Annotated in this window: 27 protein-coding genes; 14 read left to right on the top strand and 13 right to left on the bottom strand. The window is 37.2% G+C overall.

Annotated elements, in window-relative coordinates:
• Window positions 1-76: 76 nt before the first annotated feature.
• A complete protein-coding gene (locus ULVI_RS04110) occupies window positions 77-991 on the top strand; it encodes a leucine-rich repeat domain-containing protein (RefSeq protein ID WP_068590034.1) in 915 nt (304 codons plus the stop codon).
• 2 nt (window positions 992-993) lie between these two features.
• Here ULVI_RS04110 and ULVI_RS04105 read toward each other — a convergent pair whose 3' ends face one another.
• The gene (locus ULVI_RS04105) at window positions 994-1,494 is read right to left on the bottom strand and encodes a DUF456 domain-containing protein (RefSeq protein WP_068590032.1); all 501 of its coding nucleotides are present in this window, start codon (window positions 1,492-1,494) and stop codon (window positions 994-996) included.
• 110 nt (window positions 1,495-1,604) lie between these two features.
• Between ULVI_RS04105 and ULVI_RS04100 the strand changes: the two genes are divergently transcribed.
• From ULVI_RS04100 to ULVI_RS04085, 4 genes are read left to right on the top strand one after another with little or no spacing between them, the layout of a single operon-like run.
• The gene (locus ULVI_RS04100; protein ID WP_068590030.1) at window positions 1,605-1,973 is read left to right on the top strand and encodes a BlaI/MecI/CopY family transcriptional regulator; all 369 of its coding nucleotides are present in this window, start codon (window positions 1,605-1,607) and stop codon (window positions 1,971-1,973) included.
• Window positions 1,970-3,409, top strand: coding sequence for a M56 family metallopeptidase (locus ULVI_RS04095; protein WP_068590028.1), 1,440 nt, complete (start codon window positions 1,970-1,972; stop codon window positions 3,407-3,409). Before ULVI_RS04100 ends, ULVI_RS04095 begins: the two co-directional genes overlap by 4 nt.
• Window positions 3,402-4,544 carry a tetratricopeptide repeat protein gene (locus ULVI_RS04090; protein WP_068590026.1) on the top strand — a complete coding sequence of 381 codons (1,143 nt, stop codon included), beginning with the start codon at window positions 3,402-3,404 and terminating at the stop codon, window positions 4,542-4,544. The genes ULVI_RS04095 and ULVI_RS04090 overlap by 8 nt, the downstream gene beginning before the upstream one ends.
• Before the next feature lie 40 nt (window positions 4,545-4,584).
• Window positions 4,585-5,070 (top strand): energy transducer TonB, encoded by a 486-nt coding sequence (locus tag ULVI_RS04085; RefSeq protein ID WP_068590024.1) that lies wholly within the window; start codon window positions 4,585-4,587, stop codon window positions 5,068-5,070.
• On the opposite strand, the gene ULVI_RS04080 is transcribed toward ULVI_RS04085, so the two are convergent.
• The 9 genes from ULVI_RS04080 to ULVI_RS04040 all read right to left on the bottom strand — a co-directional run bounded on the left by ULVI_RS04080 (window position 5,065) and on the right by ULVI_RS04040 (window position 13,267).
• The gene (locus ULVI_RS04080; RefSeq protein WP_068590022.1) at window positions 5,065-5,955 is read right to left on the bottom strand and encodes a hypothetical protein; all 891 of its coding nucleotides are present in this window, start codon (window positions 5,953-5,955) and stop codon (window positions 5,065-5,067) included. The genes ULVI_RS04085 and ULVI_RS04080 overlap by 6 nt on opposite strands.
• Before the next feature lie 205 nt (window positions 5,956-6,160).
• Window positions 6,161-6,559, bottom strand: a complete 399-nt coding sequence (locus ULVI_RS04075; RefSeq protein WP_068590020.1) for a VOC family protein — start codon at window positions 6,557-6,559, stop codon at window positions 6,161-6,163.
• Window positions 6,560-6,917: 358 nt separating this feature from the next.
• Window positions 6,918-7,520, bottom strand: a complete 603-nt coding sequence (locus tag ULVI_RS04070; protein WP_068591370.1) for a short chain dehydrogenase — start codon at window positions 7,518-7,520, stop codon at window positions 6,918-6,920.
• An 11-nt stretch (window positions 7,521-7,531) separates the two neighbouring features.
• Complete coding sequence (locus tag ULVI_RS04065; RefSeq protein WP_068590018.1) at window positions 7,532-7,801, bottom strand: CBU_0592 family membrane protein; 270 nt, start codon at window positions 7,799-7,801, stop codon at window positions 7,532-7,534.
• A gap of 44 nt (window positions 7,802-7,845) precedes the next feature.
• Window positions 7,846-8,148 (bottom strand): ArsR/SmtB family transcription factor, encoded by a 303-nt coding sequence (locus ULVI_RS04060; protein WP_068590016.1) that lies wholly within the window; start codon window positions 8,146-8,148, stop codon window positions 7,846-7,848.
• A 281-nt stretch (window positions 8,149-8,429) separates the two neighbouring features.
• Window positions 8,430-9,314 (bottom strand): tetratricopeptide repeat protein, encoded by an 885-nt coding sequence (locus ULVI_RS04055; RefSeq protein WP_068590015.1) that lies wholly within the window; start codon window positions 9,312-9,314, stop codon window positions 8,430-8,432.
• Window positions 9,315-9,532: 218 nt separating this feature from the next.
• A complete protein-coding gene (locus ULVI_RS04050; RefSeq protein WP_068590013.1) occupies window positions 9,533-11,029 on the bottom strand; it encodes a S41 family peptidase in 1,497 nt (498 codons plus the stop codon).
• Window positions 11,030-11,153: 124 nt separating this feature from the next.
• Complete coding sequence (locus tag ULVI_RS04045; RefSeq protein WP_068590011.1) at window positions 11,154-12,320, bottom strand: glycosyltransferase family 2 protein; 1,167 nt, start codon at window positions 12,318-12,320, stop codon at window positions 11,154-11,156.
• Window positions 12,317-13,267 (bottom strand): lysylphosphatidylglycerol synthase domain-containing protein, encoded by a 951-nt coding sequence (locus ULVI_RS04040; RefSeq protein WP_068590009.1) that lies wholly within the window; start codon window positions 13,265-13,267, stop codon window positions 12,317-12,319. The genes ULVI_RS04045 and ULVI_RS04040 overlap by 4 nt, the downstream gene beginning before the upstream one ends.
• Window positions 13,268-13,298: 31 nt before the next feature.
• Here ULVI_RS04040 and ruvC point away from each other — a divergent pair, with 31 nt between their 5' ends.
• Genes ruvC through ULVI_RS03995 form a run of 9 tightly spaced genes read left to right on the top strand, consistent with a single transcriptional unit; the run spans window position 13,299 to window position 20,871 of the window.
• Window positions 13,299-13,853, top strand: a complete 555-nt coding sequence (gene ruvC / locus ULVI_RS04035; protein WP_068590007.1) for a crossover junction endodeoxyribonuclease RuvC — start codon at window positions 13,299-13,301, stop codon at window positions 13,851-13,853.
• 20 nt (window positions 13,854-13,873) lie between these two features.
• Window positions 13,874-15,004 (top strand): radical SAM family heme chaperone HemW, encoded by a 1,131-nt coding sequence (hemW, locus tag ULVI_RS04030; protein WP_068590005.1) that lies wholly within the window; start codon window positions 13,874-13,876, stop codon window positions 15,002-15,004.
• A 47-nt stretch (window positions 15,005-15,051) separates the two neighbouring features.
• Window positions 15,052-15,798 (top strand): cyclase family protein, encoded by a 747-nt coding sequence (locus ULVI_RS04025; RefSeq protein ID WP_068590003.1) that lies wholly within the window; start codon window positions 15,052-15,054, stop codon window positions 15,796-15,798.
• 1 nt (window position 15,799) lies between these two features.
• Window positions 15,800-16,153 carry a DUF4260 domain-containing protein gene (locus ULVI_RS04020; protein ID WP_068590001.1) on the top strand — a complete coding sequence of 118 codons (354 nt, stop codon included), beginning with the start codon at window positions 15,800-15,802 and terminating at the stop codon, window positions 16,151-16,153.
• 2 nt (window positions 16,154-16,155) lie between these two features.
• A complete protein-coding gene (locus ULVI_RS04015; RefSeq protein WP_068589999.1) occupies window positions 16,156-16,785 on the top strand; it encodes a DUF4230 domain-containing protein in 630 nt (209 codons plus the stop codon).
• Complete coding sequence (locus ULVI_RS04010; RefSeq protein ID WP_068589997.1) at window positions 16,772-17,740, top strand: transglutaminase domain-containing protein; 969 nt, start codon at window positions 16,772-16,774, stop codon at window positions 17,738-17,740. Before ULVI_RS04015 ends, ULVI_RS04010 begins: the two co-directional genes overlap by 14 nt.
• Window position 17,741: 1 nt before the next feature.
• Window positions 17,742-18,098: an MmcQ/YjbR family DNA-binding protein gene (locus ULVI_RS04005; protein WP_068589995.1), complete on the top strand. Its 357-nt coding sequence runs from the start codon at window positions 17,742-17,744 to the stop codon at window positions 18,096-18,098.
• Window positions 18,095-19,870, top strand: coding sequence for a MutS-related protein (locus ULVI_RS04000; RefSeq protein ID WP_068589993.1), 1,776 nt, complete (start codon window positions 18,095-18,097; stop codon window positions 19,868-19,870). Before ULVI_RS04005 ends, ULVI_RS04000 begins: the two co-directional genes overlap by 4 nt.
• A 5-nt stretch (window positions 19,871-19,875) precedes the next feature.
• Window positions 19,876-20,871 (top strand): metal-dependent hydrolase, encoded by a 996-nt coding sequence (locus ULVI_RS03995; RefSeq protein ID WP_068589991.1) that lies wholly within the window; start codon window positions 19,876-19,878, stop codon window positions 20,869-20,871.
• Window positions 20,872-20,890: 19 nt separating this feature from the next.
• On the opposite strand, the gene ULVI_RS03990 is transcribed toward ULVI_RS03995, so the two are convergent.
• From ULVI_RS03990 to ULVI_RS03980, 3 genes are all read right to left on the bottom strand, one after another.
• The gene (locus ULVI_RS03990) at window positions 20,891-21,328 is read right to left on the bottom strand and encodes a YybH family protein (protein WP_068589990.1); all 438 of its coding nucleotides are present in this window, start codon (window positions 21,326-21,328) and stop codon (window positions 20,891-20,893) included.
• A gap of 84 nt (window positions 21,329-21,412) precedes the next feature.
• Window positions 21,413-24,430 carry an aminotransferase class III-fold pyridoxal phosphate-dependent enzyme gene (locus tag ULVI_RS03985; protein WP_197463479.1) on the bottom strand — a complete coding sequence of 1,006 codons (3,018 nt, stop codon included), beginning with the start codon at window positions 24,428-24,430 and terminating at the stop codon, window positions 21,413-21,415.
• A 92-nt stretch (window positions 24,431-24,522) separates the two neighbouring features.
• On the bottom strand, window positions 24,523-25,623 hold the full coding sequence (locus tag ULVI_RS03980) for a DUF4407 domain-containing protein (protein WP_068589986.1): 1,101 nt from the start codon (window positions 25,621-25,623) through the stop codon (window positions 24,523-24,525).
• Between the last annotated feature and the right edge of the window lie 147 nt (window positions 25,624-25,770).

Genomic DNA, 25,770 nt, shown 5'->3' with positions numbered 1-25,770 from the left:
ATATTAAGAATAAAAGGGCTGGTTGGTGCATGCATCGTACCAGTCCTTTTTATTTTTTCTGAAAAATAAAGCGCTTATGAATTTTTTAAAATGGAATCTTTTTCTGCTTTTTAGTGGTTGTTGTATTTTCTTCGGAAGCGCACAGCATGCGGATCCCTTGAAGAGCAAAGTATACTACAGCATTTCTGAAGCAGCATTAGACACGAACGCCACCCAACTTAATTTGCGTGACCAACAACTGTTTTATGTATCTAATCAATTGGAACAACTACAGCAACTTACGTTCTTAAATGCCATGCAGAATCATTTTGAAACGTGGCCAAAATCTATTTTTGCCTTATCCAATTTGGAAGTACTTAATTTGAAAGGGAACGGACTTACCTATATTCCCGAAGGTATAGAGAATTTAAAACAATTAATAACCCTCGATATTGCCGATAACGGCATAGTTGCCATTTCTGAAAGGATTGGTAAGTTAGAACAGCTTCAGTATTTGTACCTTTCAGGAAACACATTGTCTCGCCTTCCTGAAACCGTAACCTCTTGCACTTCATTACGAGTATTGCAATTAGAGAACAACCAGTTGAGCTACCTTCCCAATACCATGGGAACACTTTCGGTATTAGAAATATTAGATCTTGGTTACAATCAATTTTATGAGTTTGATACGCGTTGGTTGGGGTTAAAGCAATTGCGGGAACTAAATTTAGAACACAATAACTTAAAAGCATTACCAAAAGGTATTTCCTCACTTCAGAACTTAAAATCGCTTAGAATTAATAATAATATTTTAAAGGAACTTCCCGAAGATCTTACCGCTATTTTTACGCTGGAGCTTCTTATTATTTCGGGAAATCCGTTGACCCATTTACCAAAAGACATTGGGAATTTAAAGGAACTTACCACCTTAATTGCGGTCGATACTAATTTTGATAAGGCTGAAAAGAAGAGAATTAAGGAGGCGCTGCCTAATTGTATGGTTTATTTTTAAATTTAAAAAAACAACGAACGAAACTCCCAGGCCTTCCATAGAAACAATCCCAGATAGACTACGGTCGCCAGAAATTTTATAAACGTAGACGCTAAAAATCCTAAAAAAGAACCAAATGCGGCTTTTACTGCGAGGTTCTTTTCTGTTTTATTTACAACTAACTCTCCTAGTAATGCCCCTCCAAAAGCACCGATAAGAATTCCGAAAGGAATAGGAATAAAAATACCGACGATCAACCCTATTGTGGTTCCCCAAGCTCCCGCTTTACTTCCTCCAAATCGTTTAGTTCCCATTGCGGGAATGATGTAATCTAATACATATAAACCGATTGCCACAATTCCTGTAACTACTATAAAGGGCCAATTAAAAGAAACAGAGGGGCAAAGGTGTAAAACTAACAATCCGAGCCAGCTAACGGGAACACCTGGTAATACGGGAAGAAAACTGCCCAAAACGCCAACCAACATAAGCAAAAAACCAATGATCAATAGTGTAGTATCCATACACAATAAGACGGAAGATTTATAAAAATGTTACATTTTATAACTAAAAAATTAGTTTGAACTATAAATTTAGTTATATTTGTGTCACATCAATTTTTATTCAACACACCATGTCTAAACAACTCACCAAAGCAGAAGAAGATATTATGCAGATCTTATGGGATCTGGGCGAGGCAAATGTAGCTTCAATTTTAGAAGAATTACCTAAGCCAAAACCTGCCTATAATACAGTATCGACAATTGTACGTATTCTAGAGAGTAAAGACTTTGTGGATTACCGAAAAGAAGGTCGTGGACATATTTATTTTCCGAAGGTAGCAAAAGCAGAATATAGCAATCAGTCGCTCAATAAATTAATGGAAGGGTATTTTCAAGGATCATTTAAAAGTATGGTGAGCTTTTTTATGAAGAAAAACGACATTAGTATTCAAGAAATGGAGGAGTTAATGAAGGAGATCAATAAAGAGGAAACGTCATGATACATGTAGCAATTCAAATAATCGCTTTTCAACTTCTGTTTCTATTGGTGTACGATGTATTTCTGAAGAAAGAAACATTTTTTAAAGCCAATCGATGGTATCTGCTGGGTACAGCTGTTTTAAGTTTTATTTTGCCTTTTCTGAAAATTGATGCGTTACGGGAACGTATTCCGGAGCAATTTTTTATTACGCTTCCTGCGGTGCTCATTGGGAATAACGGAAGTCAACCCGGTATTTCAGAAATTACTTTAGATGCCGTTACCATTAGCCAGACATCATGGAACTGGATAACCATCGCAACCTGGATCTGGTGTGTGGGGATGGGGATTGCACTTGCAATTTTCCTGTTAAAATTATTTAAAATCCAAAAGTTAAGAAGAGCGGGAATTCTTAGGGAGCGAGCAGATTTTAATCTTATTATCCTTCCAAATACCGACGTGGCCTTTACGTTTTTCGACACAGTTTATTTAGGCGATCAACTTTCCGAAGTACAACAAAAAAGTATTTTGTTACACGAGCAGGTTCATGTAACCGAAAAACATACCTACGACCTACTATTTTTCGAATTGCTTCGAATTGTATGTTGGTTCAATCCGTTGGTGTATGTGTTTCAGCATCGCATGGAAACGCTTCACGAATTTACTGCCGATGCGCGCGTGGCGGCACAAAAAAGCAGGAAAGAATACTATCAAGAGTTATTATCTCAAGTGTTTCAGACCGAAAAAATTTCATTCATCAATACATTTTTCAATCATTCATTAATCAAAAAACGAATCATCATGTTACAAAAATCAAAATCGAAGAACATCTTTCAGTTAAAGTATTTAGTACTCATCCCCGCCGTTTGCGCGATGTTGTTGTACACTTCCTGTTCCGACGAAAGCAAGATAGAAGAAGCTACCGTTCAAGACGACGGGGAAGTGATGACCAAGATCAACGAGCTTTCCGAAGCCATTATGAAAAAAGGAAATCTTACAGACGAAGAAGCCAAAGCCCTAAAATTTTTGGCTACCGAAGCAACGCCTGATGCTAAAGTATATGAGTCGGTGCAGGAATATTTGGATGTAAGTAACAAAGCTGAAATACCCTTTGCAATCATCGATAAGGTACCCACGTTTCCAGGTTGTGAAGGCATGAGCAATGCGGATGCAAAACAATGCATGTCACAAAAAATACAGGCATTTGTTGCAGCCAATTTTAATACGAAAGTCGGGAATAATCTAGGGCTTACGGGGAGACAAAAAATTCGAGCGCAATTTAAAATCGATGCATTTGGAAAAGTTGTGGACCTTAGAGTACGCGCCGAACACGAGGCACTTGCCGAAGAAGCCCAGAGGGTGATTTCAAGCCTGCCCCAAATGACTCCTGGTGAGCATGATGGAAAGCAGGTAGCCGTCTTGTATGCTTTACCCATTCTATTTGAAATAAATGAATAAATTTCTGGCATTCAGTCTAATACTCATTTTCTTTAAAGTCGAAGCGCAACCCGCTTCGGCTTTAGCTGTTGGCGATAGTTTGTTTCAGTTAGGGGATTACACGAAAGCGATTGCCTATTATGAAAAAGTAAGCCCTTCCGAAGCAGCAACCTTTCAATTGGCGAAAGCATACGAAGCAATCGGAAATGTTTCAAAAGCACTTTCTTATTATGAAAAAATCAGCGCTGAAAACAATCATACCACAGTAACGAAATACCAATATGCCCGACTGTTAGGTGCTTCTGGAAACGTTATGAAAGCAGACAGTCTTTATAATATTCTTTCTGAAACACAACCCGGAAATCCGAATTTTAGTTATCAGCGGGGTGTTTTGCGGGAGAAACAGAAAGATACAATGGCAGCAGATTTTTTTCTGAAAACGCTTCAGTTAGATCCCGATCATTTACATGCGAATTACAAGCTCGCCCGCTACTACATTGAAAAGCGAAATTTCGATAAGGCTGAGCCGTATATTTCCAAAGGACTTTCAGCAGACTCGTTAAATGTACGTTTTCTCACCTTACAGGCATTGCAACGGTTTTATACAGATGCTTACCACGATGCGATCGTTGCTTTTGAAAACTTACTTTCCTTAGAGCAAAGCACTGCACAATTACACGAATTATTGGGGAAAAGTTATGCGCACACGAATCAGTTTGAAAAGGCCATCGATCAATACACCCTTCTAATCAATACCTACGATGATAAGAATGCAAAGTGGCATTATGAAATTGGCACCTATTTTTTAGCATTGCACTATCTCGAAAAAGCACAACGGCATATAGAACTTTCGATTGCGCTAAAAGACCTGCCTTTAGATGCTGAATATGTAAAGCTTTCTGCGGTTTTTAAGCGAAGTAAAAACTACAAAAAAGAACTAGAAACGCTACAGTTAGCTCTGCGTGAAAATCCTGATAATGAAGCTGCTATGTATTTACTTTCTGTAGCGGCAGACAACTACTTTGAGGATAAAAATACCGTGCTTACGTATTACGAGAAGTATCTTACTAGGTTCGGAGAAACAGGGAGATACCGGGAGTTGGCAAAACAACGTGCGAGCGATTTAAAAAAGGAACTTCACTTTACAAAGAATTAAGTTTCAGTAAATTTGTACATTCGAACGTATAATTTCTGAAATGAAACATCCGTATATTCTTGTACTTATTTTAGTACTGGCAACTTCTTGTCAGTTCTTTGATACGGAAAAAATTTCGACGGAAACTTTTTATGAAGAAGAGGTAAAGGCGATCGACTGGAAAGATATTGATCAATATCCAGTTTTTAAGCCCTGTGAGTCGACTACCGAGAAGGAATCACAGAAATCCTGTTTTGAACGTACGTTATCGGCACATTTGCTTCAGTCGTTTACAAAACATGACATACATGCATGGAATGATGTGAGTGATACGGTGCAATTGTCTTTTTCAATTAACAAAACAGGAAAAATTCAAATTACCAGTTTGAAGATCGATAGTGTGATTCAGAAAGAATTTCCATTATTGCGGCAATGGATCTACGAGGGTATTGATACTTTGCAACCTATGGAGCCCGCTCACAAAAGAGGAGTTCCAGTGCAAACCGAATTTACCCTACCTATTATTATTACTACGGAAAGTTTATAGATTGAATTTATAGCCCAAGGTAAAATCGAGTGGAGTTTCTCCATTTCCGTCCACACCAATAGCGACAATATCGTTATATGAAAACGTAAGATAACCATTTCCTAGTGCTACATCGGCGCCAATTCCGAAGGCTCCAGGTGCTTGAAAACTTCCTCCCGTTTCCTCAACGGTATTTAAAATAGGTTCGTCTGCTGGTCCGGTGGTTACAAATTCTACTTCATTAGAAGAATAAGTGTACGCTACGATCTTCGTATTTAAAAAGACATCGATACGTTCTGTTTTTATAAACTTAAAGCGATAGTTTAGTGATAATTGAGAAGAGGAATAACTGTAGTCTGATGTGCTTAACGTTTGTTTAAATCGAAGTAATGCGGCATGTCTACGCAATCGAACTTCATCAATAATTTCGAGATCCACCCCGAATGAAGGAGTGGTAGTATTTTCTGGATTGGAAACATACGGATTGTTGGTAATACCAAAAAAGCCTCCTAGGCGGAAGTCTAGTTTTATATCGGGTTTGTCGAATGTATATTCTGGGTCTTTTCTTTTGTTATATGCCACAAAAAAATCGGACAAGCTGGATAGTGTGAGATTGGTGTCGGCAAAACTTATGGCAACATCATCAGCGTGCGTTGCCAGTACGTCTTTGTATTCTTCCTGATAGGTTCCATTTAAACGGGTATTCTTTAATTCCGCAATAGTAGTTCCTTTTTTAGAAAAATAGCGGTATTCTCCGTCGATGGTATTCCATAATAATGTGAGTGGACCTTCAACTTCTGTTTTCAGCACATACGTTTGTCCGTCGACTGTGTATTGTTGTTGTGCTGAAACTAATGAAGAAGCACTAAGAAATACAAGAATAAAAACTGCGTGTAGGGTTTTCATAAGGGCATGATTAAGGATGGTTAAAGATAAAAAATTAATTGGGATGCATGCTATCGCACGTTCTTGATGACATCTTGAACTCGTTTTATTGTATAAATCGTTGAAAGTAAGGCGTAATTTACCACTTTAGCTTGTTGCCATTTATATTGCGTACATCGTTTACGAATGCATTCGCGTTTGGCTTAAAACTTCAATCTCCCTATATTTATTGTAAGTTCAATTGCCACGAAACTCCAAACCTGTCTTCTACAAACCCAAACTTTTGACTAAAACCATAATTATCTAATGGCATCATTATTTTTCCGTTTTCGGAGAGTTTTTCAAAGAGGTTTATAAGCTCACTTTCATTTTCACATTCAATATAGCTGGAAACTGCCGGTGTGAAGTCCCAATCGTGAACTGGAGGGCTGTCACTACACATAAATAAATCTCCGTTTAATTTAAATGTGGCACGCATAATTTTTCCTTCTTCAACAGGTCCATCTTTTCCCCATCGTTGTACATTGATAATCTTAGAATTATCGAATAATTCAACATAAAAGTTCATCGCTTGTTCTGCATTGTTCTTTTGAAATGTAAAAAACGTAGTGATTTGTTGTTTCATATAAGACTTATTTTTGATTGAATTTTTCTAGACTATTTTTTCAGATTGTAATCTCTTACTTTTAACCAACGTATTTCTGCCAATGTTGATCTCTGAACAATTAATTGTCGCTAAAACTAAAATTAGATTGTGTTTCTTCATATTTCTAAGTTCCTTAGCTTATAGTTAACGACTAGGTTTATAAAAAGTGGCGCTGAAAATAGGATGTTACTTTTAGGATGAACAGAAGCCGAATTTTATTTTTCTTTTCTAAATATAACTAAATAAAAAATTTGGCGTACTTTGTAAATATACAAAAACCTCTCGGAAAGCCTGTAATAGCTATGTTTTATACAGGTAGTTTGCAACTGGCTTTTTTTTAGTCGTAAATTCTAATTATTTCGCCATTTCCTTTTCCGTTTACACTTCTTACATACCCGTTAATTACTTTTTTCATTGGTATCGGGTTATGTCCAGGAAAATAGTCTTTATACTTTTCGTAAGCATCTTCTACCATTCCTGAAGAAACAACATTTACTCTAATTCCGTTTTCAATTTCAAGTGCAACCGCTTTTACGAAACTATGTATTGCACCATTTACCATTGCAGCACTTGTAGTTTTTACAACTGGGTCGTCTGCCAAAATTCCTGTGGATAAAGTAATTGAACCATTTGGGTATAAATAATTCTGTCCAATGCGTACAAGATTAACTTGTCCCATAAGTTTACTTTTCAGTCCTATATAATAATCGTCTTCAGAAAGTTTATTGAAATCGTCCCATTTTGCTTCTCCAGCGATACAAATTATAGCGTCTACTTTTTCTATCTTTTCAAACATTGACTTTATCGAACTACTATCAGCAATGTCAACAGTCACGTCTCCATTGGTTCGTCCAGCGATTAAAATTTCGTTTTTTTGTTTAAAATGTGAAACAACAGTTTTTCCTATTGTTCCGTTTCCTCCAATTATTAAAATTTTCATTGTTTTAATATTTAAGTTAAACATTTAGTTTTATTACATTTCTCTTTTTTATTTCTTGACTTATATATTGTTAAAGTTGCAATGACGCTCCAAAGTAAATTAGTTACAAAAGGTGGAATAGCATTGTAGTAATAACAATTTATGGCTATTAAAAGACCTCCGAGAAAGTTTAAGTACTTGCCATAATCTAAATACTTTTTGTTTTCAATAAGGGTTAGGGCATAGGCAAGGATTATTAAGCCTGAACCTGACCAACCTAATATGTCAAATAATAATTTCATAGTTTGTTATATTGCGAAATGTCGATATGAATAATCAAATTTTTTTATGTTAGAAAATCTGTAAACTCCTTAATTGTCTTTTCATTTCTTTTTAAGTAAGACCATTTACCGTGTCTTGTTGATATTAAAAGTCCGCATTTTTCCATATTTGTTAAATATGTTGAAATTGTTGATTGTGATAATCCTGCTTTTTCTTGAATATAGGTAACGCAAACTCCATCATTAAAATGTTTTAGCGTCTCGTGTGGTGGAAAATGTTTTTCTGGTTCTTTCAGCCATTCTAAAATTTGAAACCTTGTTTGGTTTGATAAACATTTTCCTATTTCAGTTGCTGTTTTTAAATTCATATTGCAAACATATTGATAAATCTCGATATATAAAAATGAACTCGTGTTTTTATTTAAAGTTTGATGTTTTTTTTAACTTGTTGCACAAGGGTCTTGTATATGGCTCGTAGCGTATAAATTAGCGATTAATTTTCGGTTAAGTTCGAGCCGATTTTTTTAATTTACTTATTACCTTTTCTTTTCAATAAGCCAAATTAAAAAATTTGGCGGACTTGCAAATATGCCTTAACTTTGGGTAAACTAACTCATTAGCTGTGAGCTATATACGTTGTTATGCTTTGTTACTTGTTTTCATTTATAACTTTTTGAGCACTTTTGTTGTCAGGGTTTAATTCCAGAGATTTTTTATAAGCATTTATGCCTTTTTCTTTCATGCCAAGAGCCAAAAGACAATCTCCATAATAAGCCCATGTATTATATCTTTCCGGATACAATTCTGTATTTACTTTACAAATTTTTAAAGCCTCTTCATATTTGTTTTGGTTCATTAAGTCATAGGCAAGAAAGGTTATTCCAAATTCTGAAGTGTTATACTCGATTTTATCTATATCGTCTAATTTTATGATTTCAATGATTTCTTCAATTGATTTTCCTTGAGCTAAAAGTTCAGATAATTGTTTGCCATTTCTTTGTTTTATAAATTTTCTTTGTTGACGTAAAGTTCTAACACCATAATTTATTCTTTCAGAATCAGATACTTTACTTGTGTCCATTTTGGCAAGTTGTATTGGTTTGCCATTTTGATATTGAGTTCCATAAATTTGAGGTTGATCTTTACTTAACAATAATCTGTCTACTGCCGCTGCTAAAAGCCATTTATCTGCGGTAGAGTCTAATTCAATAGATTTACGCATTAATTTAACAGCCATGCCATAAGCAATAGAATCTCTGCCATGTTGAAATATCATAGCTGCATGATGATAATCTTGTGATGTTCTCACCATATTTGAGTCTAAAAGTTGAGATACTCTAACTTCTCTCAAACTATCTCTTTTTAAAACTAAATTCCTATCCATATTATTCCTGCCTCGATCAGATTGATCATTTTTATAGATTTCAACTAATTCGGCATTGTCCATTATAGGATCAGTAAATACGTTTTTAGAGTTTTTCATTTTGCAGGAAGCAAGTACGAAAGTCAAAGTGATCACAATTGTGAATTTCATATAGTTTGGTTTTAATAAAGCATAACAACGTATATAGCTCATAGCTAATCAGTTGTTTATTTCAAAGTTAAGGCATATTTGCAAGTCCGCAAATTTTTTTAATTTGGCTTATTGAAAAGAAAAGGCAATAAGAAAATTAAAAAATTCGGCTCGAACTTAACCGAAAAGTTATCGCTAATTTGCACGCTACGAGCCATATACAAGGCCGTTAAGTACAGTTATTCTCCTTCTATTATTTCCAAAAGTCTATTCAGTTGATAATCTTCTTTTAAGAAAATTTGCTTTAAACTTCTTTCTATTTTAATGTCAGGTTCTGTTCCAATTCCATCTAATATTTTACCGTTCTTTTGAAAAGAAACCATTGTGCTTATTTTTCCGCGTAATTCTGAACTTGGTAATTCAAATCTTTCGCTGTTACCACTTGAACCATCTGTATTTACACCAACTATTTTTATGTTTGGTAAATTCTTAAATACAGAAACTAAAACAGAAGCAGCACTAAAACTCCTTTCATTCGCAAGTATATATATTGGTTTATTGTAATGAAATTTGCCTTTAGTTATTTTATGACCATTGAGAATATAATAATGAAATTCACTAAATTTTTCTTTACTCAAATCATACATTGGCTCAAATGAATGCATAAACTTGTCAACTGCATTTTGCTCGTCAATGTCTAAATCATCTCTTGAAAATAGATAACGACTTTGTAGTCTCTCTTTAAGTTCTTTATTTAAAGGTAGTTTTCCTCTTTGCTTGGTTGCATTAACGACATATACAGAATCGGGATGAATAAAATAGCCAGCCAATTCTTGGATTAAGTCACGAGTTCCACCTCCATTGTCTCTGACATCTATAATTAAAGCATCACTTTTTTTAGCTTCTGTCATAAATTCATTTAGATAATTGAAGAAAATTGGACAACTCTCTTTTTCTAACATTTCTCCAATTTGGATATAGCCAACATTATTTTTTAAGCTAAAAAATCTTTTGATAAAATCTATATCGTTATACTGTTCTTCCTTGACACGAAAAGTATTTTTAAAAAACCTTTCATCCCATAATGTTGCTCTGTTTTTACCATCAACAAGTTTTACGCTTATTTCTTTTTTATTTCCTTTATTGTCAGATAATGTTATTGGTAATGGATTTGGTAACTCTAATTTAAGTGTTCTAAAAATAGTTTCTATGTCTCTTAAATCTCGTATTGCACTTGTCGCATAAGCATCTTTTGGCGCAAGAATTTCGCCAATATGGATTTTTGGAAGAATTTCTTGGATAGGTGTTTTATTGATAGAATGTAAATATGGAAATTCTGAATTCCAAAATTTATATTCTTTAATATCTCTGTCAAAATCGACCACCAAAACTTTGTCCTTAAATGGTGCAAATGCAAGTGTTAGATAAAGTGAATCTCGTATATCATAATCTTTTATAAATGAATGTCTGTCCCCAATTTTCCCAATAGTTTTAGATAAGAACAGTCCAAAATCAAATTGGGTGATTTTATTGTCAACAACAGTAATTAAATAATTTTCAAAATCTACTCTGTAGTCATATCCGTTTAATCCTTGATAAGAAGATTTGTTTTGAAGAATGTCGTCAACTATTGCTAAATCCCTTTCGATTTGTGCTTTGGATAAATATTCAGTTTCACTTTGAGCCTTGCAAGAAAGCGTGAAGATTGATAATAAAATGATAAAGTAAATTTTCATTGACGATTGTATTTTTAATTGTGCCTAACAAATATATAAGAACCGAAAATAAAAAAGTTAAGATTCAAATGTATAATGAGTTACAGCTTACTTTAGAAGTTAAATTAGTTGAAGGCTGGATTTATTAATGAGTACCTTTTGCCTTAAACGCTCTCCCTTTCCATTCGTAACTTCCCGATACACTTTGTAAGAGTATCGTAACCGTTAGTAACGGATAGACCAACAACGAGGCTATCAGTGCTTTTGCGTTAATTTTAAGTTCAAAAAAATGTGCGGAGGTGTAAAGCATATAACTATCGATTCCCCATTTTAGAATTACAAATAAGAAGTAAAAATAGAAAGTCGATGGAGATATAAATGCAGAAACCCATCCTAAGAGCAATCCCAAGTTTGTCATCAATACCCACATTCCTAGTAGTTTCGAGATCCAATTTTCCTGTTGTGAAGTTTTCGAAGCCCACCGTACCCGTTGTGCAAGTACTTTTTTCCAAGTGGGTTGTGGATGTGTGGAAACAACCGCATCTTTCGATTTTAAATACGTAACCTGTTTTGGAAAATGGTCCCTGATTTTATCCAATAAAAAAATATCATCCCCACTCGCAATATGATCATTTCCCGAAAATCCGTTTACCGTTTCAAAAGCATCTTTCTGGTAGGCAAGATTAGCGCCATTGCAGAGTAGCGGATGTTGTAATCCGAAGCCACCCATAGTGACCATTTGTAGGCTCAGTCCGTCTAATTGCTGAAATTGTTGCACGACCTTAGTAGTGCTTGTATACAAAATAGGCGCGGCAATTAGCACCGGGTTTTGCAAAACGATGCAATTATGGAGTGCTGTGAGCCAAGTAGGAAGTACTTCACAATCCGCATCGGTAGTAACGATCCACTGGTTTTTTGCGTGGTGTAGGGCTTCAGAAATAGCATCTTTTTTAGGGGAAGCTGAGGTTCGTTTATTTTTTAAAATAGTATGTCTAAATTCAGGATGAGCTTTTAAGGTGTTACCTAGAATTGCTTCGGAAGCATCTTCGGAAGCATCATCTACAAAAAGCACTTCAAAAGCTTCAGAAGGATATGAAAGTTGTAATAAAGAGGCTACTAACTTCGGAAGGTGCTGTGCTTCATTTCGAAACGGAATAATAATAGAAAACCGGGTAACTTCTTCCGAAGCAGTTTCAGTAGTAGGTACTTTTTTATCTTCCAAAGCAGTTTCCGAAAGTGATCTAAAACCATACAATAGCATCCCTAGACTAAAAGCGTATCCTAACAATAGTATTCCGAAGATATAGATCATTCCTTTTCCAAAGTATAAGTGGCAACATACAGACTTCCCCAAACTGCTGGAATTACAAAATTAAGCAGCCACATGAGTAATACGGTAGAAAGTACGATTATTTCAGAAACGCCGGCGAGCGAAAATAACCAAACGGCGACTCCTCCACGTACGACAACATCTAATACAAATAACGTGGGAATGGCAGATACAAATAAGTACATGGCAAAAATGAGACACATGCCTTCCTGCCAAGAAATAACCGCTCCAAAGAACCATAGCGTAAGAAGAAACAAACTGCTAAATAGGGTGTATCGAATTAAGGAGAATAGAATAGTTTTTAATGTTACGTTCGTTGGTAGTTGCTTAATGTAGGCCGTCACATTTACAATCGAGAGTCCTTTGGTTAAGAAATCTCGCTCTTTAAAAAGGTATCCAAATACTACTAATAGTACAAAAATAACAAGGAATAATAGTGTATTTAGTATCGAAAAAGTTAGTACTTGTTTGTTGAGTAAATACGCAAGTCCGATACCACCAAAACAACCCGTAGCTGTAAGTTGCATTCCGTTCGAAAAAAACGTGAGTAGCAGTATTTTCTTTCGGTCTTTCTTCGGAAAAAAATAGGCTTTGGCTCCGTACTCTCCAATGCGATTAGGTGTAGCTAATGAAACTGTAAGCGAAGCTAGCGATTGTTTCAATGCTGTTTTAAAGGGTATGTGCCGCACTACTGAAGCTATTGTCTTCCATTTTAAAATCTCGAAAAACCAATTTAAAGCAGCGAGTAAAACAAACAAACAAAAAGAGCGAAGTACATGTTGTTTAGAAGCAATGAACTGTACAAAATCCGAAAACCTCAGTGTCTCGCTGTGAGTTACTTTGTAATAGATATACCCAAAGGTGATCGTTAGTATAAAAACCTTTAGGGCAACGAATAGATATTGTTTAGATTTGTGGGAAGGCTGCATACGCGTGCTAAAGTACTAAATTTACCCACGAATGACTTCAGAAAAAATCATATTAGGCATCGACCCCGGGACGACCATCATGGGGTTCGGACTCATAAAAGTGGTGGGAAAAAAAATGGAGTTTCTTCAGTTAAACGAACTGCAACTTTCTAAATACGACGATCATTATGTGCGTTTGCGCTATATTTTTGAACGCACCATCGAGCTCATAGACAGCTACCATCCGGACGAAATTGCGATCGAGGCTCCTTTCTTCGGAAAAAACGTGCAATCGATGTTAAAGCTAGGAAGAGCTCAAGGAGTTGCCATGGCAGCAGGATTATCACGGCAAATTCCCATTACTGAATATTCCCCTAAAAAAATTAAAATGGCGATCACCGGAAACGGAAATGCCAGTAAAGAACAAGTGGCTAAAATGTTGCAAAGCACACTTGGATTAAAAACGCTACCAAAAAACCTAGATAGCACCGATGGTCTTGCGGCAGCGGTGTGCCATTTTTACAATGCAGGACGTATCGAAACGGGAAAAAGCTACACGGGTTGGGCGGCATTTGTAAAGCAAAATGAAGATCGAGTTAAGAAGTAATTCTAAGCAAGGAACCAACAATGAGCGGCATCTACATCCACATCCCATTTTGTAAGCAGGCGTGTCATTACTGTGACTTTCATTTTTCAACCTCACTAAAACACAAACAGCGCGTTATCGATGCGATCTGTAACGAATTACTACTTCGGAAAGATGAAATTAATGAGGTCGTACAAACCATTTATTTTGGTGGAGGAACACCGTCTTTGCTTACTTCGGAAGAACTTATACAACTTTTTGAAACCATTCAAAAACACTACGTCCTCTCTGAAAATCCAGAGATCACACTAGAAGCCAACCCTGACGACCTTTCTGAAGCAACCCTCGAAGCTTTTTCAAAATCACCCATTAACCGACTTTCCATCGGAGTCCAATCCTTTTTTGAAGAAGACCTTACTTTAATGAACCGAGCACACAACGCAGAGGAAGCATTGGCGTGTATTAAAATGGCAACCAAATATTTTCCGAATAGTAGTATCGATCTTATTTACGGCGTTCCAGGAATGCCTGTCGAACGATGGATTAAAAACCTCGATATCGCGCTTAACCTAAATGTGCCACATCTTTCCTGTTATGCCTTGACTGTTGAGCCCAAAACCGCATTAGAAACTTTTATTAAAAAAGGAATAGTGCCTCCCGTCGAAGATGCTTTAGCGGCAGCCCATTACGAACATTTGTTGGAAAAAACCGAAGCCGCTGGATACGAGAATTACGAATTTTCAAACTTTAGTAAACCTGGTTTTTACTCTCAAAACAATACAGGCTACTGGATGGGGAAACCCTATTTAGGCGTAGGACCTTCTGGACATAGTTACGATGGTACACGCAGAAGCTGGAATGTGAGCAACAATACTAAATATATAAAGGCGATCGAAGCAGGCATTCTTCCTATAGAACGCGAAACACTTTCGGTAAGAGATCGGTACAACGAATATGTAATGACCCGTCTTCGCACCATAGGAGGTATTTCTTTGGAAGAAGTAGCAGCCAACTTCGGAAAAGATTATAAAACGTATGTATTACAACAAGCTGATCAACATCTTAACACTAAATTACTAGTACAGGAAGAAGACCGATTAAAAGTAACCCGAAAAGGAAAATTTTTAAGCGATGGAATCGCTAGCGATCTGTTTTTAATTTCACTTGATTAAGTATTATCTTCTATTATCGTATCTTGTTATCTCAACTTGATGGTACTATGCACGCAACTTTTAAAATTAACGATACGCTCTTAACTGCCGATCTTTCCAAACCATTAGATATATCGATTCCTTTATGTAATTCAGAAAAAAATCCATTAGCGTGGTATTTGGAGGCACCTAAAATAGAGCCCGTAAAGCTCGACAATTGGGTGGGAAAAGTGAGTGAGGGAGCTTCCGTAAATTTTAATACTATTATGTTTAATCCGCATGCACACGGTACACACACCGAATGTGTGGGGCATATTTCGAAAGAGTTTCATTCGGTGAACGAAGCCCTGCAATCGTTTTTTTTTCATGCAAAAGTGATTTCAGTCGTGCCAGAAACCATAGGAGAAGACGCAGTCATTCCGAAGTCACAGATCGAGAAAGTGCTTAATGGAACGATTCCCGAAGCATTAATTATAAGAACGCTTCCCAATACGGCTTCAAAAAAACACCGGCATTATTCTCATACCAATTGGCCTTACTTGCATGAGGAAGCTGCGTTACTTATACGTGAATTAGGAATACAGCATCTTTTGATTGATCTGCCTTCCGTAGATAAAGAAAAAGATGAGGGTGCTTTATTGGCCCACAAAGCCTTTTGGAATTACCCCGAAGCACCACGATACCAAGCCACTATTTCAGAATTAATTTATGTCCCTAATTCTATCCAAGACGGGGAATATCTTTTAAATTTACAAATAGCACCATTTCATAATGATGCTGCGCCAAGTAAACCTATTCTTTACACGTACATATAACATGAACCGCATTTTAAAAATCGAGGAATTTGCTCAGTTTGTCTTAGGTATCGCCCTATTTTCACAGCTTTCTTATGTGTGGTGGTGGTTTCCAGCATTATTGTTAGTGCCAGACATCGGAATGCTCGGCTATTTAATTAACCCCAGACTTGGTGCCATAACATACAATGTATTTCATCACAAAGGAATTGCAATCGGCATACTCCTTGCAGGAATGTTTTTATTCGGAGACCTTTGTACTTTAATTGGTGTAATTTTGTTCTCGCATTCGGCAATGGATCGCATGTTTGGCTACGGATTGAAATATCCCGATAGTTTTCAAAACACACATCTTGGAACGATAGGAAAAAAATAACAATGGAATTATTATTTATAGGATTAGCGTTTGGAGCGGTTGTCGCGTATTTTGTGTTCTCTTTTTTCAGTAAAGGAAGAAAGAAACAACGCGTTAATTCGCAGTCGGTTATTTTGATGGAAAAAATTCGAAGTGTCTGTAAATTTATTACGGTGGAAGGGGATTTTTCAGAAATATACCATTATGAAAATGTAAAAGATAAATGGCTCAATCTCTTCCTCGGAAGTAAAAAGGCACTCGTACTTATTGAAGCCAAAGCACATATCGGGTTCGATCTTACCAAAATAAAAATGGATGCCGATACGAATACGAGAACGATCACCCTTACCAATTTTCCGCAACCAGAAATGCTTACCATCGAAACCGACTTTAAATATTACGATAAAAAAGAAGGGTGGGCAAATCCGTTTACCGCGACCGACCTCACAGAAATTAACCGAGAAGCAAAACAACATATTGTAGACAAAGTGCCAAGTAGTGGCTTGTTACAGGAAGCATCTAAACAAGCTTTAGAAACCATTCATTTAATGGAAAAACTGGTAGAAACCATTAATTGGAAACTCGATTATTCGGCATTGCAGATAGAGACACCAGTAAAAAAAATAAGCTCAGAAAAAAATGAGATCGCTTAGTAGACTACAAATTAGGGGCGCCAGATTGGTTTTATTCGTATTGCTCTTCGTGGGAAGCTTTTCAATATCTTTTGCGCAGGATTACGAGCGCGTAGATGCTACCATTCAATTATACCCTGAAGAGTTTCAGAACGCGGAAGCACTCTCTAAATTAATAAGCCGTGATTTTTTTACTTCGGAAGAAAAAGTGCGTGCCATTTACAGTTGGATCATTCAAAATGTAGCGTACGATCCAGAAGAGTATAAGCAATTTAATTTCAGTTTTAAAGATTATAGGGAACGGAATACTAAAGAAGAGAAAACACGCGAACAGATCATAAAAAGAACGCTTCAAAAAGGAGTTGCCGTGTGTGAAGGGTATGCGCTGTTATTTGAAAAACTATGTGAATTACAAGGCATTCCTAATTATCTCGTGCGTGGAGACACCAAAGCTGGGTTTCAAGATATAGGAAGACCTTTTAAGAAAAGCCATATGTGGAATGTAGCAACCATCGATGGTAAGTCGTATCTTTTCGATCCTACCTGGGGTGCAGGAAGATACAACGGAACCTTTATAAAGGATCCAAGCTATTTCTATTTTAAAACACCGCCGGAATTATTTTTTAAAAACCATTATCCCGACATGTACGAAGATGCCTTTATCGATGAGGTAATTTCTAAAGAAGTGTTTGCGAGCATGCCAATTATAATTCCCGAAAAGTTACGTCGTGAGGATGTAGAAATGCCGCTTAACGGAATTATTTCTTCCCAAGGTGCCAACGGTGAAGTCACGTTTCAGTTACGAAATGTAAATCCGGAATTGATCTCATATTCGTATGGGGCTTCAAAAAAGGAAGTAACTCGTATTAAAAAAGAAGACAACCGGTTGCATTTTGTAGTGCCTTTACAAATTGGTGTTGAAAATCTGTTAATCTATTTCGACGGAGAACCAGCATTGGGGTATAAAATTCAATAATATGAATGTAGAAGAATTTAGAAGTTATTGCATGGCAAAAAAAGGCGTCACCGAGTCCTTCCCTTTCGATAACAGCACCCTTGTGTTTAAAGTAATGAATAAAATGTTCGCGTTGTGCTCGCTCGAAAAACATCCCTCTTCCGCCAATTTAAAATGCGATCCCGAACGTGCCCTCGAATTGCGGGAAGAATACGATGGAATAATTACCCCCGGATACCACATGAATAAACAACATTGGAATACGGTTGTATTGGAAGGAATTCCGAAGAAATTAGTGCTCGAACTTATCGATCATTCTTACGATCTAATAGTAAAAGGTCTCACAAAAAAATTACAAGCCGAATTAGCTGCTTTATGAAACAATCGCCCCTCGAATTTTATACCGCCCAAATTGAAAAATATCGTCAGGAATTACAGGTTCTAAAGAAAAAACTTACCCTGTCCAGTACATTACGGTTACTGATTTTTATAGGAATTTGCGTTGCAATTTATTTTGCCTTTGGAGATACTCGTATTGTTATTGCTATCATTCTAGCCGGAATTGTAAGTTTTATCTGGATGGTTTCACGACATAGTAACTTACAATACCAACGAGATCTTAAAAAAGCACTTATCGCGGAGAATGAAACAGAATTGGAAGTATTGAGTGGCGTATTTCATCACCTTCCTGAAGGTGCAAAATACCATGATCCCCTGCATGCGTATTCACAGGATATTGATCTCTTCGGAAGGGGTTCGTTTTTTCAGTACATGAACCGAACCGCATTAGAAAGTGGAAGCGATGAACTTGCACACTTATTTACTGAAAACTCGATTGAAAATATTCCAGAAAAACAGCAAGCAGTTGCCGAACTTTCTAAAAAAGCTTCTTGGCGACAACAATTTTCTGCCATCGGCTCTTTAGTAAAAACGGAAGTTTCATCGCACTTTGTAACAGATTGGTTGCAACACTATACAGCGTTTATACCTAAAGGGATCAAAGCCATATCGTATGGTTTCTCTATAGTGTCTGCACTTTTGCTGGGACTCTATTTTTTCGATCAGATATCAGGTTATATTGTTTTTGGGTGGTTTTTGTTAGGATTAGCAATATCGGGGCGGTATTTAAAAAAGGTAAACGAATTATCTTCTAAAACGAATGCCATACAGAGTACGTTCGAGCAATTTTATAAATTAATCGCTGCAATTGAAGGCGAAACATTTACTTCGGAATTATTATCGGAAAAAAGAAATGCAGTGATAACAAGCAACCGAAAAGCCTCTGAAGCGTTACAGCAATTCTCAAAACATCTCGATGCGCTCGACCAACGGGCGAATATGCTAATTGGTGTGATCGCTAACGGATTCATGCTACGCGATTTGTTACAGTCACACCGTATTGAAAAATGGATTTCTGAAAATAAAGATCAGGTGAACGGATGGTTTAAGACCGTGACTTTTTTCGATGCGTACAACAGTCTTGGAAATTATGCTTTTAATCATCCCGATTATGTATTTCCCAAAATAGCCAGCGGAAATGAACTACTTGCGATAACAGAAGCGGCACACCCGTTATTAAACCCGGACGTAGCTATACGCAATGACATTCAAATCGATTCTGAGGAATTTTTTATTGTCACCGGTGCGAATATGGCGGGGAAAAGTACGTTTTTACGAACGGTTGCTTTACAGATTGTTATGGGTAATGTCGGGTTGCCAACCAATGCAAAAGAAGCCCTCTACAAGCCAGTAAAATTAATCACGAGCATGCGTACCACAGACAGCCTCACCGATGATGAATCGTATTTTTTCAGTGAATTGAAACGCTTAAAATTCATTGTGGATGCGATAGAAAAAGACAGCTACTTTATTATTTTAGATGAAATATTAAAAGGAACCAACAGTACCGATAAAGCCATCGGCTCCCGAAAATTTGTAGAAAAACTAGTGGCGAGTCACTCCACGGGAATCATCGCAACCCACGATCTTAGTTTGTGTGAAGTTTCAGAAACATTGCCCGAAGTAAAAAATTATTATTTCGACGCACGAATAGATAACGACGAATTGTACTTTGATTATACGTTCAAGCCCGGAATTTGTAAGAATATGAACGCCTCTTTTCTCTTGAAAAAAATGAATATTGTAGACTAACCACAATGGACTCACTTACACAAATCGTTTTAGGAGCTGCCGTTGGTGAAGCGGTCTTAGGAAACAAAGTTGGAAACAAGGCGATGTTATACGGTGCCATTGCCGGCACAATCCCAGATTTCGATGTGGCTGCTCGATTTTTAACCGATACGGTCACTGCCTTGGAGATGCATCGCGGGTTTACACATTCTATTCTTTTTTCGGTGTTGTTTGCCCCTATCTTTGGATGGCTCACTTCCCGTTGGGAGCAGCGAGCCAGTTGGAAACAATGGTCGTGGCTTTGGTTTTTTTGTTTTGTCACACATCCGCTGCTGGATGCTCATACTACTTGGGGAACGCAATTGTTCTGGCCGTTTGATCTTCGAATGGCGTACAAAAATATTTTTGTGATCGATCCGCTGTACACGCTCCCTTTTTTACTCTTTTTGTTGTTGGCGTTATTTCAGAAGAAAGGCAGTGACCGACGAAGAAAATTAAATACCCTCGGACTAATTGTAAGCACAAGTTATTTAGCCATTACCCTTGTGTTAAAAGGAATTACCTATGTAAAATTTGTGGATGCGCTTGAGGATCAGAAGATTCTGTATACCGATATTGAGACCAAACCGAGTCCTTTAAATAGCATTTTATGGACCGCAAATGTTGAAACGGAAGATGCTTTCCTTATTGGAGATTATTCTTTTTTCGACACCCAGCCCATTGCCTTTCATTCCCATCCTAAAAATCATGCGGCTTTGGGTTCGCTTGAGAACGAAGACAAAATACAGCGATTAATAGACATTACGAACGGCTGGTATACTGTTTCAGAAAAGGAAGGAGCCCTTTTTTTCAATGACCTTCGATTTGGATTGCTTAGTGTCGATCCTAAAACCGATCGCTATGCTTTCAGTTACAAAATTGAAACCTCTTCAGAAGGAATAAATATTATTGAAGAACCCAAGGAACGTGGAGATGCGAAACAATTATTATCTGACCTTTGGCAGCGAATAAAAGGGAATTGAATTTAGCACTGCGAACAATCTACCCACAACTCATATCGGCAACAATCTTCCATTCCCCATCGATCTTTTTAAAAATGATCATAAAAATACCATTGGCATCGCCTATTTTTCGTTTCAGAAAAAATTCACCCATGACCCAATAACTTCCAGCTTCAATCTGGGAAATATCATTGATTTTAAAATTTAATGTTCCGCTGTGCTCTTTCGTGGGGTAGCCTTTTTTATAATTGTCGAGCGTTTGTTGCCAGCCTTTAGTTAATCCGCTTTTTCCGTAGAATTTAAGAGAATCACTTTTCCAGTAGCCTTGCATAAAAGCTTCTAAATCGTTGTTAGACCAAGCTGTTTGCTGGGTTTTTAGTACGGCTAAAATGGCCTCCTTGTCTTGAGCCTGTGTAGTTTTTTGCGCCGAACAGCTCACTATTACAAGCATGAAACAAAATACGAGTAGTTTCTTCATGGGTACGTAAGTTTATTTGTATTAAGATCTAATGTTCATTATTCTACGGGAGATTTATGTAAAGTGCGATTAGTTCTTAGCACTTTAATAAGTGGTCATAAAATCTTCCGCAAAAACGGTTTTCAGTCTAAAGATAAGTTCTTTAGCGTTGTCTTTGCTAAAAACCATTGGCGGTTTTATTTTAAGTACGTTGTAATCGGGGCCGTCGGTGCTCATTAAAATGCCCAGTTCTTTCATACGGTCGGCGAGGTAGGCTGCATGTTGCGGTAATGGCTTTTTCTCTGTGGTGTTAAGTTCAAAACCTAAGAAGAGACCTTCTCCCCGCACATCCCCAATAATAGGGAACTCTTCTTGTAAAGCAATGAGTTCATTTTTTAAGAAGCTACCAACGTCCAATGCGTGCTGTTGTAAACCTTCATCATCAATAATTTCCAGCACAGTTCTCCCAATCGCACATGAGACAGGATTGCCTCCAAACGTATTAAAAAATTCCATCCCGGTGTCGAAGGCTTCGGCGATTTCTTGGGTGCATGCGACCACTGCAAGGGGATGTCCGTTTCCGGCAGGTTTTCCCATGGTAACAATGTCAGGAATTACATCGTATAACTCGAATGCCCAGAAGGTTTTTCCCATACGCCCAAATCCGGTTTGTACTTCATCGGCAATGCAAATCCCACCTTCTTCTCGAATGTATTGATAGATTTTTTTAAAATAGTTTTTTGGCGGGACAATTTGCCCTCCACAACTCACCATAGATTCTCCAATAAACCCAGCTACTTTTTCGTCGATTATTTTTAAATGCTCAATATGACGTTTGGCATAGCTGGCGTATTTGCTGCCACTATCGGCATCGGTATGCCGTCCACGATAAGGGTCGGGCAGTGGGAGAATATGAGTGTGTTCGGGTTTTCCGCTGCCGCCTTTTCCATCGAATTTATAAGAGCTCACATCCATTGCGGCGTTGGTGTTTCCATGGTATCCAACTTCGATCGCCATGATCTCTTTTCTACCAGTGATAGATCGTGCCATGCGTAATGCTAATTCGTTGGCTTCACTTCCTGAATTCACAAAATGTAATACCGATAATTCCTTCGGAAGTTTTTTTAATAACGCATCGGCATAATTAATGATTTCTTCATGAAGGTAGCGGGTATTAGTATTTAACACTGCCATTTGTTGTTGTCCGGCGGCCACTACACGTGGATGTTGGTGTCCTACATGATTTACATTATTTGCCGTGTCCAAATATTTTTTACCCTCAATGTCAATAAGGTATGCACCTTCTCCCCGAACAATATGCAGTGGTTTTGAGTACGACAAACTTAGGCTTCTTCCTAAATGTTCTTTTCTGAAATCAATGATGGCTGTTTCTGAAAGTGAACTCTTTGAAGGAGAAAGATTTTCTTTAAAAATTAAATTTGGATCGGGGCAGATGCTTTTCCAAACGGGTATTTCTGAAGGAAACGCTACTCCATTAAAATTTTCGTTGTTTCCAAGCAGGTCCAAGATGAGCTGAAAATGTAAATGAGGTGCCCAGTTTCCGTTTTCAAAATGTTCACCGATACGTGCAATCTGTTGTCCTTGTTTTACAATGTCACCCACATTAAGTTGCTCGAGTGTCTCCAATGTTAAATGACCGTATAATGAATAAAATGTTCCTTCGGTAAAGGTATGTTCCAGAATAAGCATGGGACCATAATCTTTGTCGTAATCGTTATGGTGAACAATTTTTACAATTCCGTCGAAAGGTGCATGTATCGGCGTTTGTGCAGGTACCCAAAAATCGGTTCCCAAATGTGTGCTGCGGTATTGCGGACCGTTATTTCCTTCACTTTTAAAAGCTTCGGTCGTGTAAAATGGTCGTGTTTCTAAGTATCCATTTGCCAGAATTGTCGTTGGATTTGTTTTAGAAAACTGCTTCAGTTTAAATTCTGAAACCTCCGGATCGCTGTATTCTGAAAGGTTCCCAAGCAAGGTACTTCCCACACTCATGTCGAGCACGGTAACACTGTCGATGTGTTGTGTAGGAAAAAAGGTTGTAAGTGAAATGGTATTTGAAAGCGCCCATTTTTTAAAGGCTTCTTCGGAAGGGTGTGCAGGATATCCACAGGCATTTCTGAAAGTATAATGAGCAAAATTGTTATTCACTTCAGCCCATTTCTGAAGCGCTTGCCAAGCGGGTTTTTCACTAATTACATGATAGGTATTCGAAGGGTCTTCTTCTTTCCGAAGGGACGATTTTGTAACCGAGACCACCAACCGCATTCCAATAAGGACGTAGAGGAGTTCCAATTCTTTTTCTGAAAATGGGTACTCACTATGATAGCCTTTTACTACTTCGGCAGCTGCAGCCAATGGATCGGGAAGCTCCATAATCGCGTAGCAGATGGTAATGGCTGCATCGTTTATGGTTTGTGTGTATACAGCATCACCAAAATCGATAATACCGGCAACCTCCGGGTCTTTAAGATTGTTAGAAACGAGAATGTTGTAATCGTTTATATCGTTATGAACCACACTTTTAGGAAGCGTTTCATATTTTTTTTGAAGTGATTTAAACAGCCGTTGGAAATGTAAAATAAGATGTTGTTCTTCTTCTGAGAATCGATCGGCATATGGTACGGTCCAAGCTGCTTCAGCGAGATCCCATTCTAACGTACGTTGTGCGTGAGTATGTTTAAAATCTTGTAAAGCACATGTAATAGTTCCGGCTGCTATTCCTAAACTTTTACGAAGGCTTGTAGTCTTAGGATTTACACGTGCCCACAATCTTCCTGGCACCCAACTTAACATACGTAGTTGGTAAGTTGTACCGTTTAAAGTTAGGGTTTTTATATACGAAGCATCGGAAGTTGCCATAGCTTCGGGAAGCGCAATGGCTCGTGTTTTCTTTTTTAAATGTTGAAGAAGTTCTATCTGAAAATCTAAATATCCGGTGTCTGGTGTCGCTTCAGAAATTTTTAAAACTGCTTCTGAACCCGATTCGGTTTTAACATGAAAATTTATATCCATATCACCCGGTAACGGGGTTGTTTCAGAAGTTATTCCGAAGTGATTAAAAACCAGTTCTGAAGCTTTTTCCGTAGAAATAAGTGGTACCATAACATACATATTACAGTAACAATAATACTGAAAAAGTGTTAGCAGTCCCTTAAAATAATAGAGGAACTTTCTTAATTATATTAGGGGATGTTTTATAAGATACTTTTTTGTTTTTTATAAAAAGAATCGGCTTGTAACTGCATTAATTCTCTCGCTTTTTTACGTTTGTAGTCGTATAATTCTTGTTCTTCTGCGATATCGGCATACACCTTATTATTTATATTTCTATCTGTAGCAACTAATACATCACGCTGTAACTTTTGTTGGACAACCCAAGATTTTAAAGCACTTTCCTGTTCTTCTAATTTAAGATCGTAAGCACCTTTTGGTGCTAATAATTTGGCAATAATTGGTGACGTCTCGATTGCTAGAAACAATAAAAAGATAAAAAAGGAAGGAAGCCAGGGAAGTTTGTCTAAAGCATTCACTCTTGCCATTAGTCCATCGAAACCATCAATTACTGGTTGGGTTTCGGCTACTTTTGCATCATATTCGAGAGCGAGCGTCGCCATTTGTGCTTCTAGTCCTGAGATTTTTTCGGCATTCATCACCTTCAACGCTTGTAGCGCTGTTAATTCTGCATCATGTTTCTCTCGCTTCTCTTTGTATACAGGTCCTTTTCCTAATCGCTCAGTACCTTTTCTCCCTTCAGCTTCGGCAATATAAGTATCGTATAATTCATTAACAGATGCCTCCTTATTTATCACTTCATTTTTTAATCCATCGATCTCAGCTTCTAACGCTTGTAAAGAAGGGGTATATTGTAAAGCTAACTGATCTTTATTTGCTAGTGTTAAGTCATTTTTTTCTTGCAGAAGCACTTGATTTATCTCTTTTTCAAAAATTTTCATTTCAAGTGGTTTAGAGATTACAATGGCAATTATAATCGCTAAAACGATTCTAGGTGAGGCTTGTAAAATTTCGTCGAAAAAATTTCCTCTTTTTTTAATAGTCGAAACAATAAAACGGTCTAGATTAAAAATAAGAAGTCCCCAAATTATTCCGAAGAAAATCGCGGAGAATAGGGTGTCGAAAACAGTATATAGCGCGTAAGACCCTGCAATAGTCGCCATCACAGCGGTAAAGAAAACCGTAGCGCCAATGCCTGCGTATTTGGTGCGTTCCCCGGGTGAGCATTCTTTTAAAATATCGGTATCGGCACCGGAGCAGAAAATAAAAAAGCGTTGTAACATAATTTGAATGATTTTGATTGACACCATACAAAACGTTATTTCAAATAATTTGTTGTCACGATTAAAAGTATAAATAATCGTTAAAAGGTAATTAAAGTCGATTAAATACAATAATTTTTGTATTTTTGTTTTTCATTAACGTAACTT

Origin of the sequence: Cochleicola gelatinilyticus, assembly GCF_001637325.1 — a bacterium.
Taxonomy (GTDB): Bacteria; Bacteroidota; Bacteroidia; order Flavobacteriales; family Flavobacteriaceae; genus Cochleicola; species Cochleicola gelatinilyticus.
The sequence above is the reverse complement of the archived record's forward strand: the minus strand, read 5'-3'. Positions and strand labels throughout refer to the sequence as shown.

What these genes read in the sequence shown, in the direction of transcription:
- ULVI_RS04110 (WP_068590034.1), top strand. Translation starts at nt 77, where the DNA reads ATGAATTTTTTAAAATGGAATCTTTTTCTGCTTTTTAGTGGTTGTTGT.
- ULVI_RS04105 (WP_068590032.1), bottom strand. Translation starts at nt 1,494, where the DNA reads ATGGATACTACACTATTGATCATTGGTTTTTTGCTTATGTTGGTTGGC.
- ULVI_RS04100 (WP_068590030.1), top strand. Translation starts at nt 1,605, where the DNA reads ATGTCTAAACAACTCACCAAAGCAGAAGAAGATATTATGCAGATCTTA.
- ULVI_RS04095 (WP_068590028.1), top strand. Translation starts at nt 1,970, where the DNA reads ATGATACATGTAGCAATTCAAATAATCGCTTTTCAACTTCTGTTTCTA.
- ULVI_RS04090 (WP_068590026.1), top strand. Translation starts at nt 3,402, where the DNA reads ATGAATAAATTTCTGGCATTCAGTCTAATACTCATTTTCTTTAAAGTC.
- ULVI_RS04085 (WP_068590024.1), top strand. Translation starts at nt 4,585, where the DNA reads ATGAAACATCCGTATATTCTTGTACTTATTTTAGTACTGGCAACTTCT.
- ULVI_RS04080 (WP_068590022.1), bottom strand. Translation starts at nt 5,955, where the DNA reads ATGAAAACCCTACACGCAGTTTTTATTCTTGTATTTCTTAGTGCTTCT.
- ULVI_RS04075 (WP_068590020.1), bottom strand. Translation starts at nt 6,559, where the DNA reads ATGAAACAACAAATCACTACGTTTTTTACATTTCAAAAGAACAATGCA.
- ULVI_RS04070 (WP_068591370.1), bottom strand. Translation starts at nt 7,520, where the DNA reads ATGAAAATTTTAATAATTGGAGGAAACGGAACAATAGGAAAAACTGTT.
- ULVI_RS04065 (WP_068590018.1), bottom strand. Translation starts at nt 7,801, where the DNA reads ATGAAATTATTATTTGACATATTAGGTTGGTCAGGTTCAGGCTTAATA.
- ULVI_RS04060 (WP_068590016.1), bottom strand. Translation starts at nt 8,148, where the DNA reads ATGAATTTAAAAACAGCAACTGAAATAGGAAAATGTTTATCAAACCAA.
- ULVI_RS04055 (WP_068590015.1), bottom strand. Translation starts at nt 9,314, where the DNA reads ATGAAATTCACAATTGTGATCACTTTGACTTTCGTACTTGCTTCCTGC.
- ULVI_RS04050 (WP_068590013.1), bottom strand. Translation starts at nt 11,029, where the DNA reads ATGAAAATTTACTTTATCATTTTATTATCAATCTTCACGCTTTCTTGC.
- ULVI_RS04045 (WP_068590011.1), bottom strand. Translation starts at nt 12,320, where the DNA reads ATGATCTATATCTTCGGAATACTATTGTTAGGATACGCTTTTAGTCTA.
- ULVI_RS04040 (WP_068590009.1), bottom strand. Translation starts at nt 13,267, where the DNA reads ATGCAGCCTTCCCACAAATCTAAACAATATCTATTCGTTGCCCTAAAG.
- ruvC (WP_068590007.1), top strand. Translation starts at nt 13,299, where the DNA reads ATGACTTCAGAAAAAATCATATTAGGCATCGACCCCGGGACGACCATC.
- hemW (WP_068590005.1), top strand. Translation starts at nt 13,874, where the DNA reads ATGAGCGGCATCTACATCCACATCCCATTTTGTAAGCAGGCGTGTCAT.
- ULVI_RS04025 (WP_068590003.1), top strand. Translation starts at nt 15,052, where the DNA reads ATGCACGCAACTTTTAAAATTAACGATACGCTCTTAACTGCCGATCTT.
- ULVI_RS04020 (WP_068590001.1), top strand. Translation starts at nt 15,800, where the DNA reads ATGAACCGCATTTTAAAAATCGAGGAATTTGCTCAGTTTGTCTTAGGT.
- ULVI_RS04015 (WP_068589999.1), top strand. Translation starts at nt 16,156, where the DNA reads ATGGAATTATTATTTATAGGATTAGCGTTTGGAGCGGTTGTCGCGTAT.
- ULVI_RS04010 (WP_068589997.1), top strand. Translation starts at nt 16,772, where the DNA reads ATGAGATCGCTTAGTAGACTACAAATTAGGGGCGCCAGATTGGTTTTA.
- ULVI_RS04005 (WP_068589995.1), top strand. Translation starts at nt 17,742, where the DNA reads ATGAATGTAGAAGAATTTAGAAGTTATTGCATGGCAAAAAAAGGCGTC.
- ULVI_RS04000 (WP_068589993.1), top strand. Translation starts at nt 18,095, where the DNA reads ATGAAACAATCGCCCCTCGAATTTTATACCGCCCAAATTGAAAAATAT.
- ULVI_RS03995 (WP_068589991.1), top strand. Translation starts at nt 19,876, where the DNA reads ATGGACTCACTTACACAAATCGTTTTAGGAGCTGCCGTTGGTGAAGCG.
- ULVI_RS03990 (WP_068589990.1), bottom strand. Translation starts at nt 21,328, where the DNA reads ATGAAGAAACTACTCGTATTTTGTTTCATGCTTGTAATAGTGAGCTGT.
- ULVI_RS03985 (WP_197463479.1), bottom strand. Translation starts at nt 24,430, where the DNA reads ATGGTACCACTTATTTCTACGGAAAAAGCTTCAGAACTGGTTTTTAAT.
- ULVI_RS03980 (WP_068589986.1), bottom strand. Translation starts at nt 25,623, where the DNA reads ATGTTACAACGCTTTTTTATTTTCTGCTCCGGTGCCGATACCGATATT.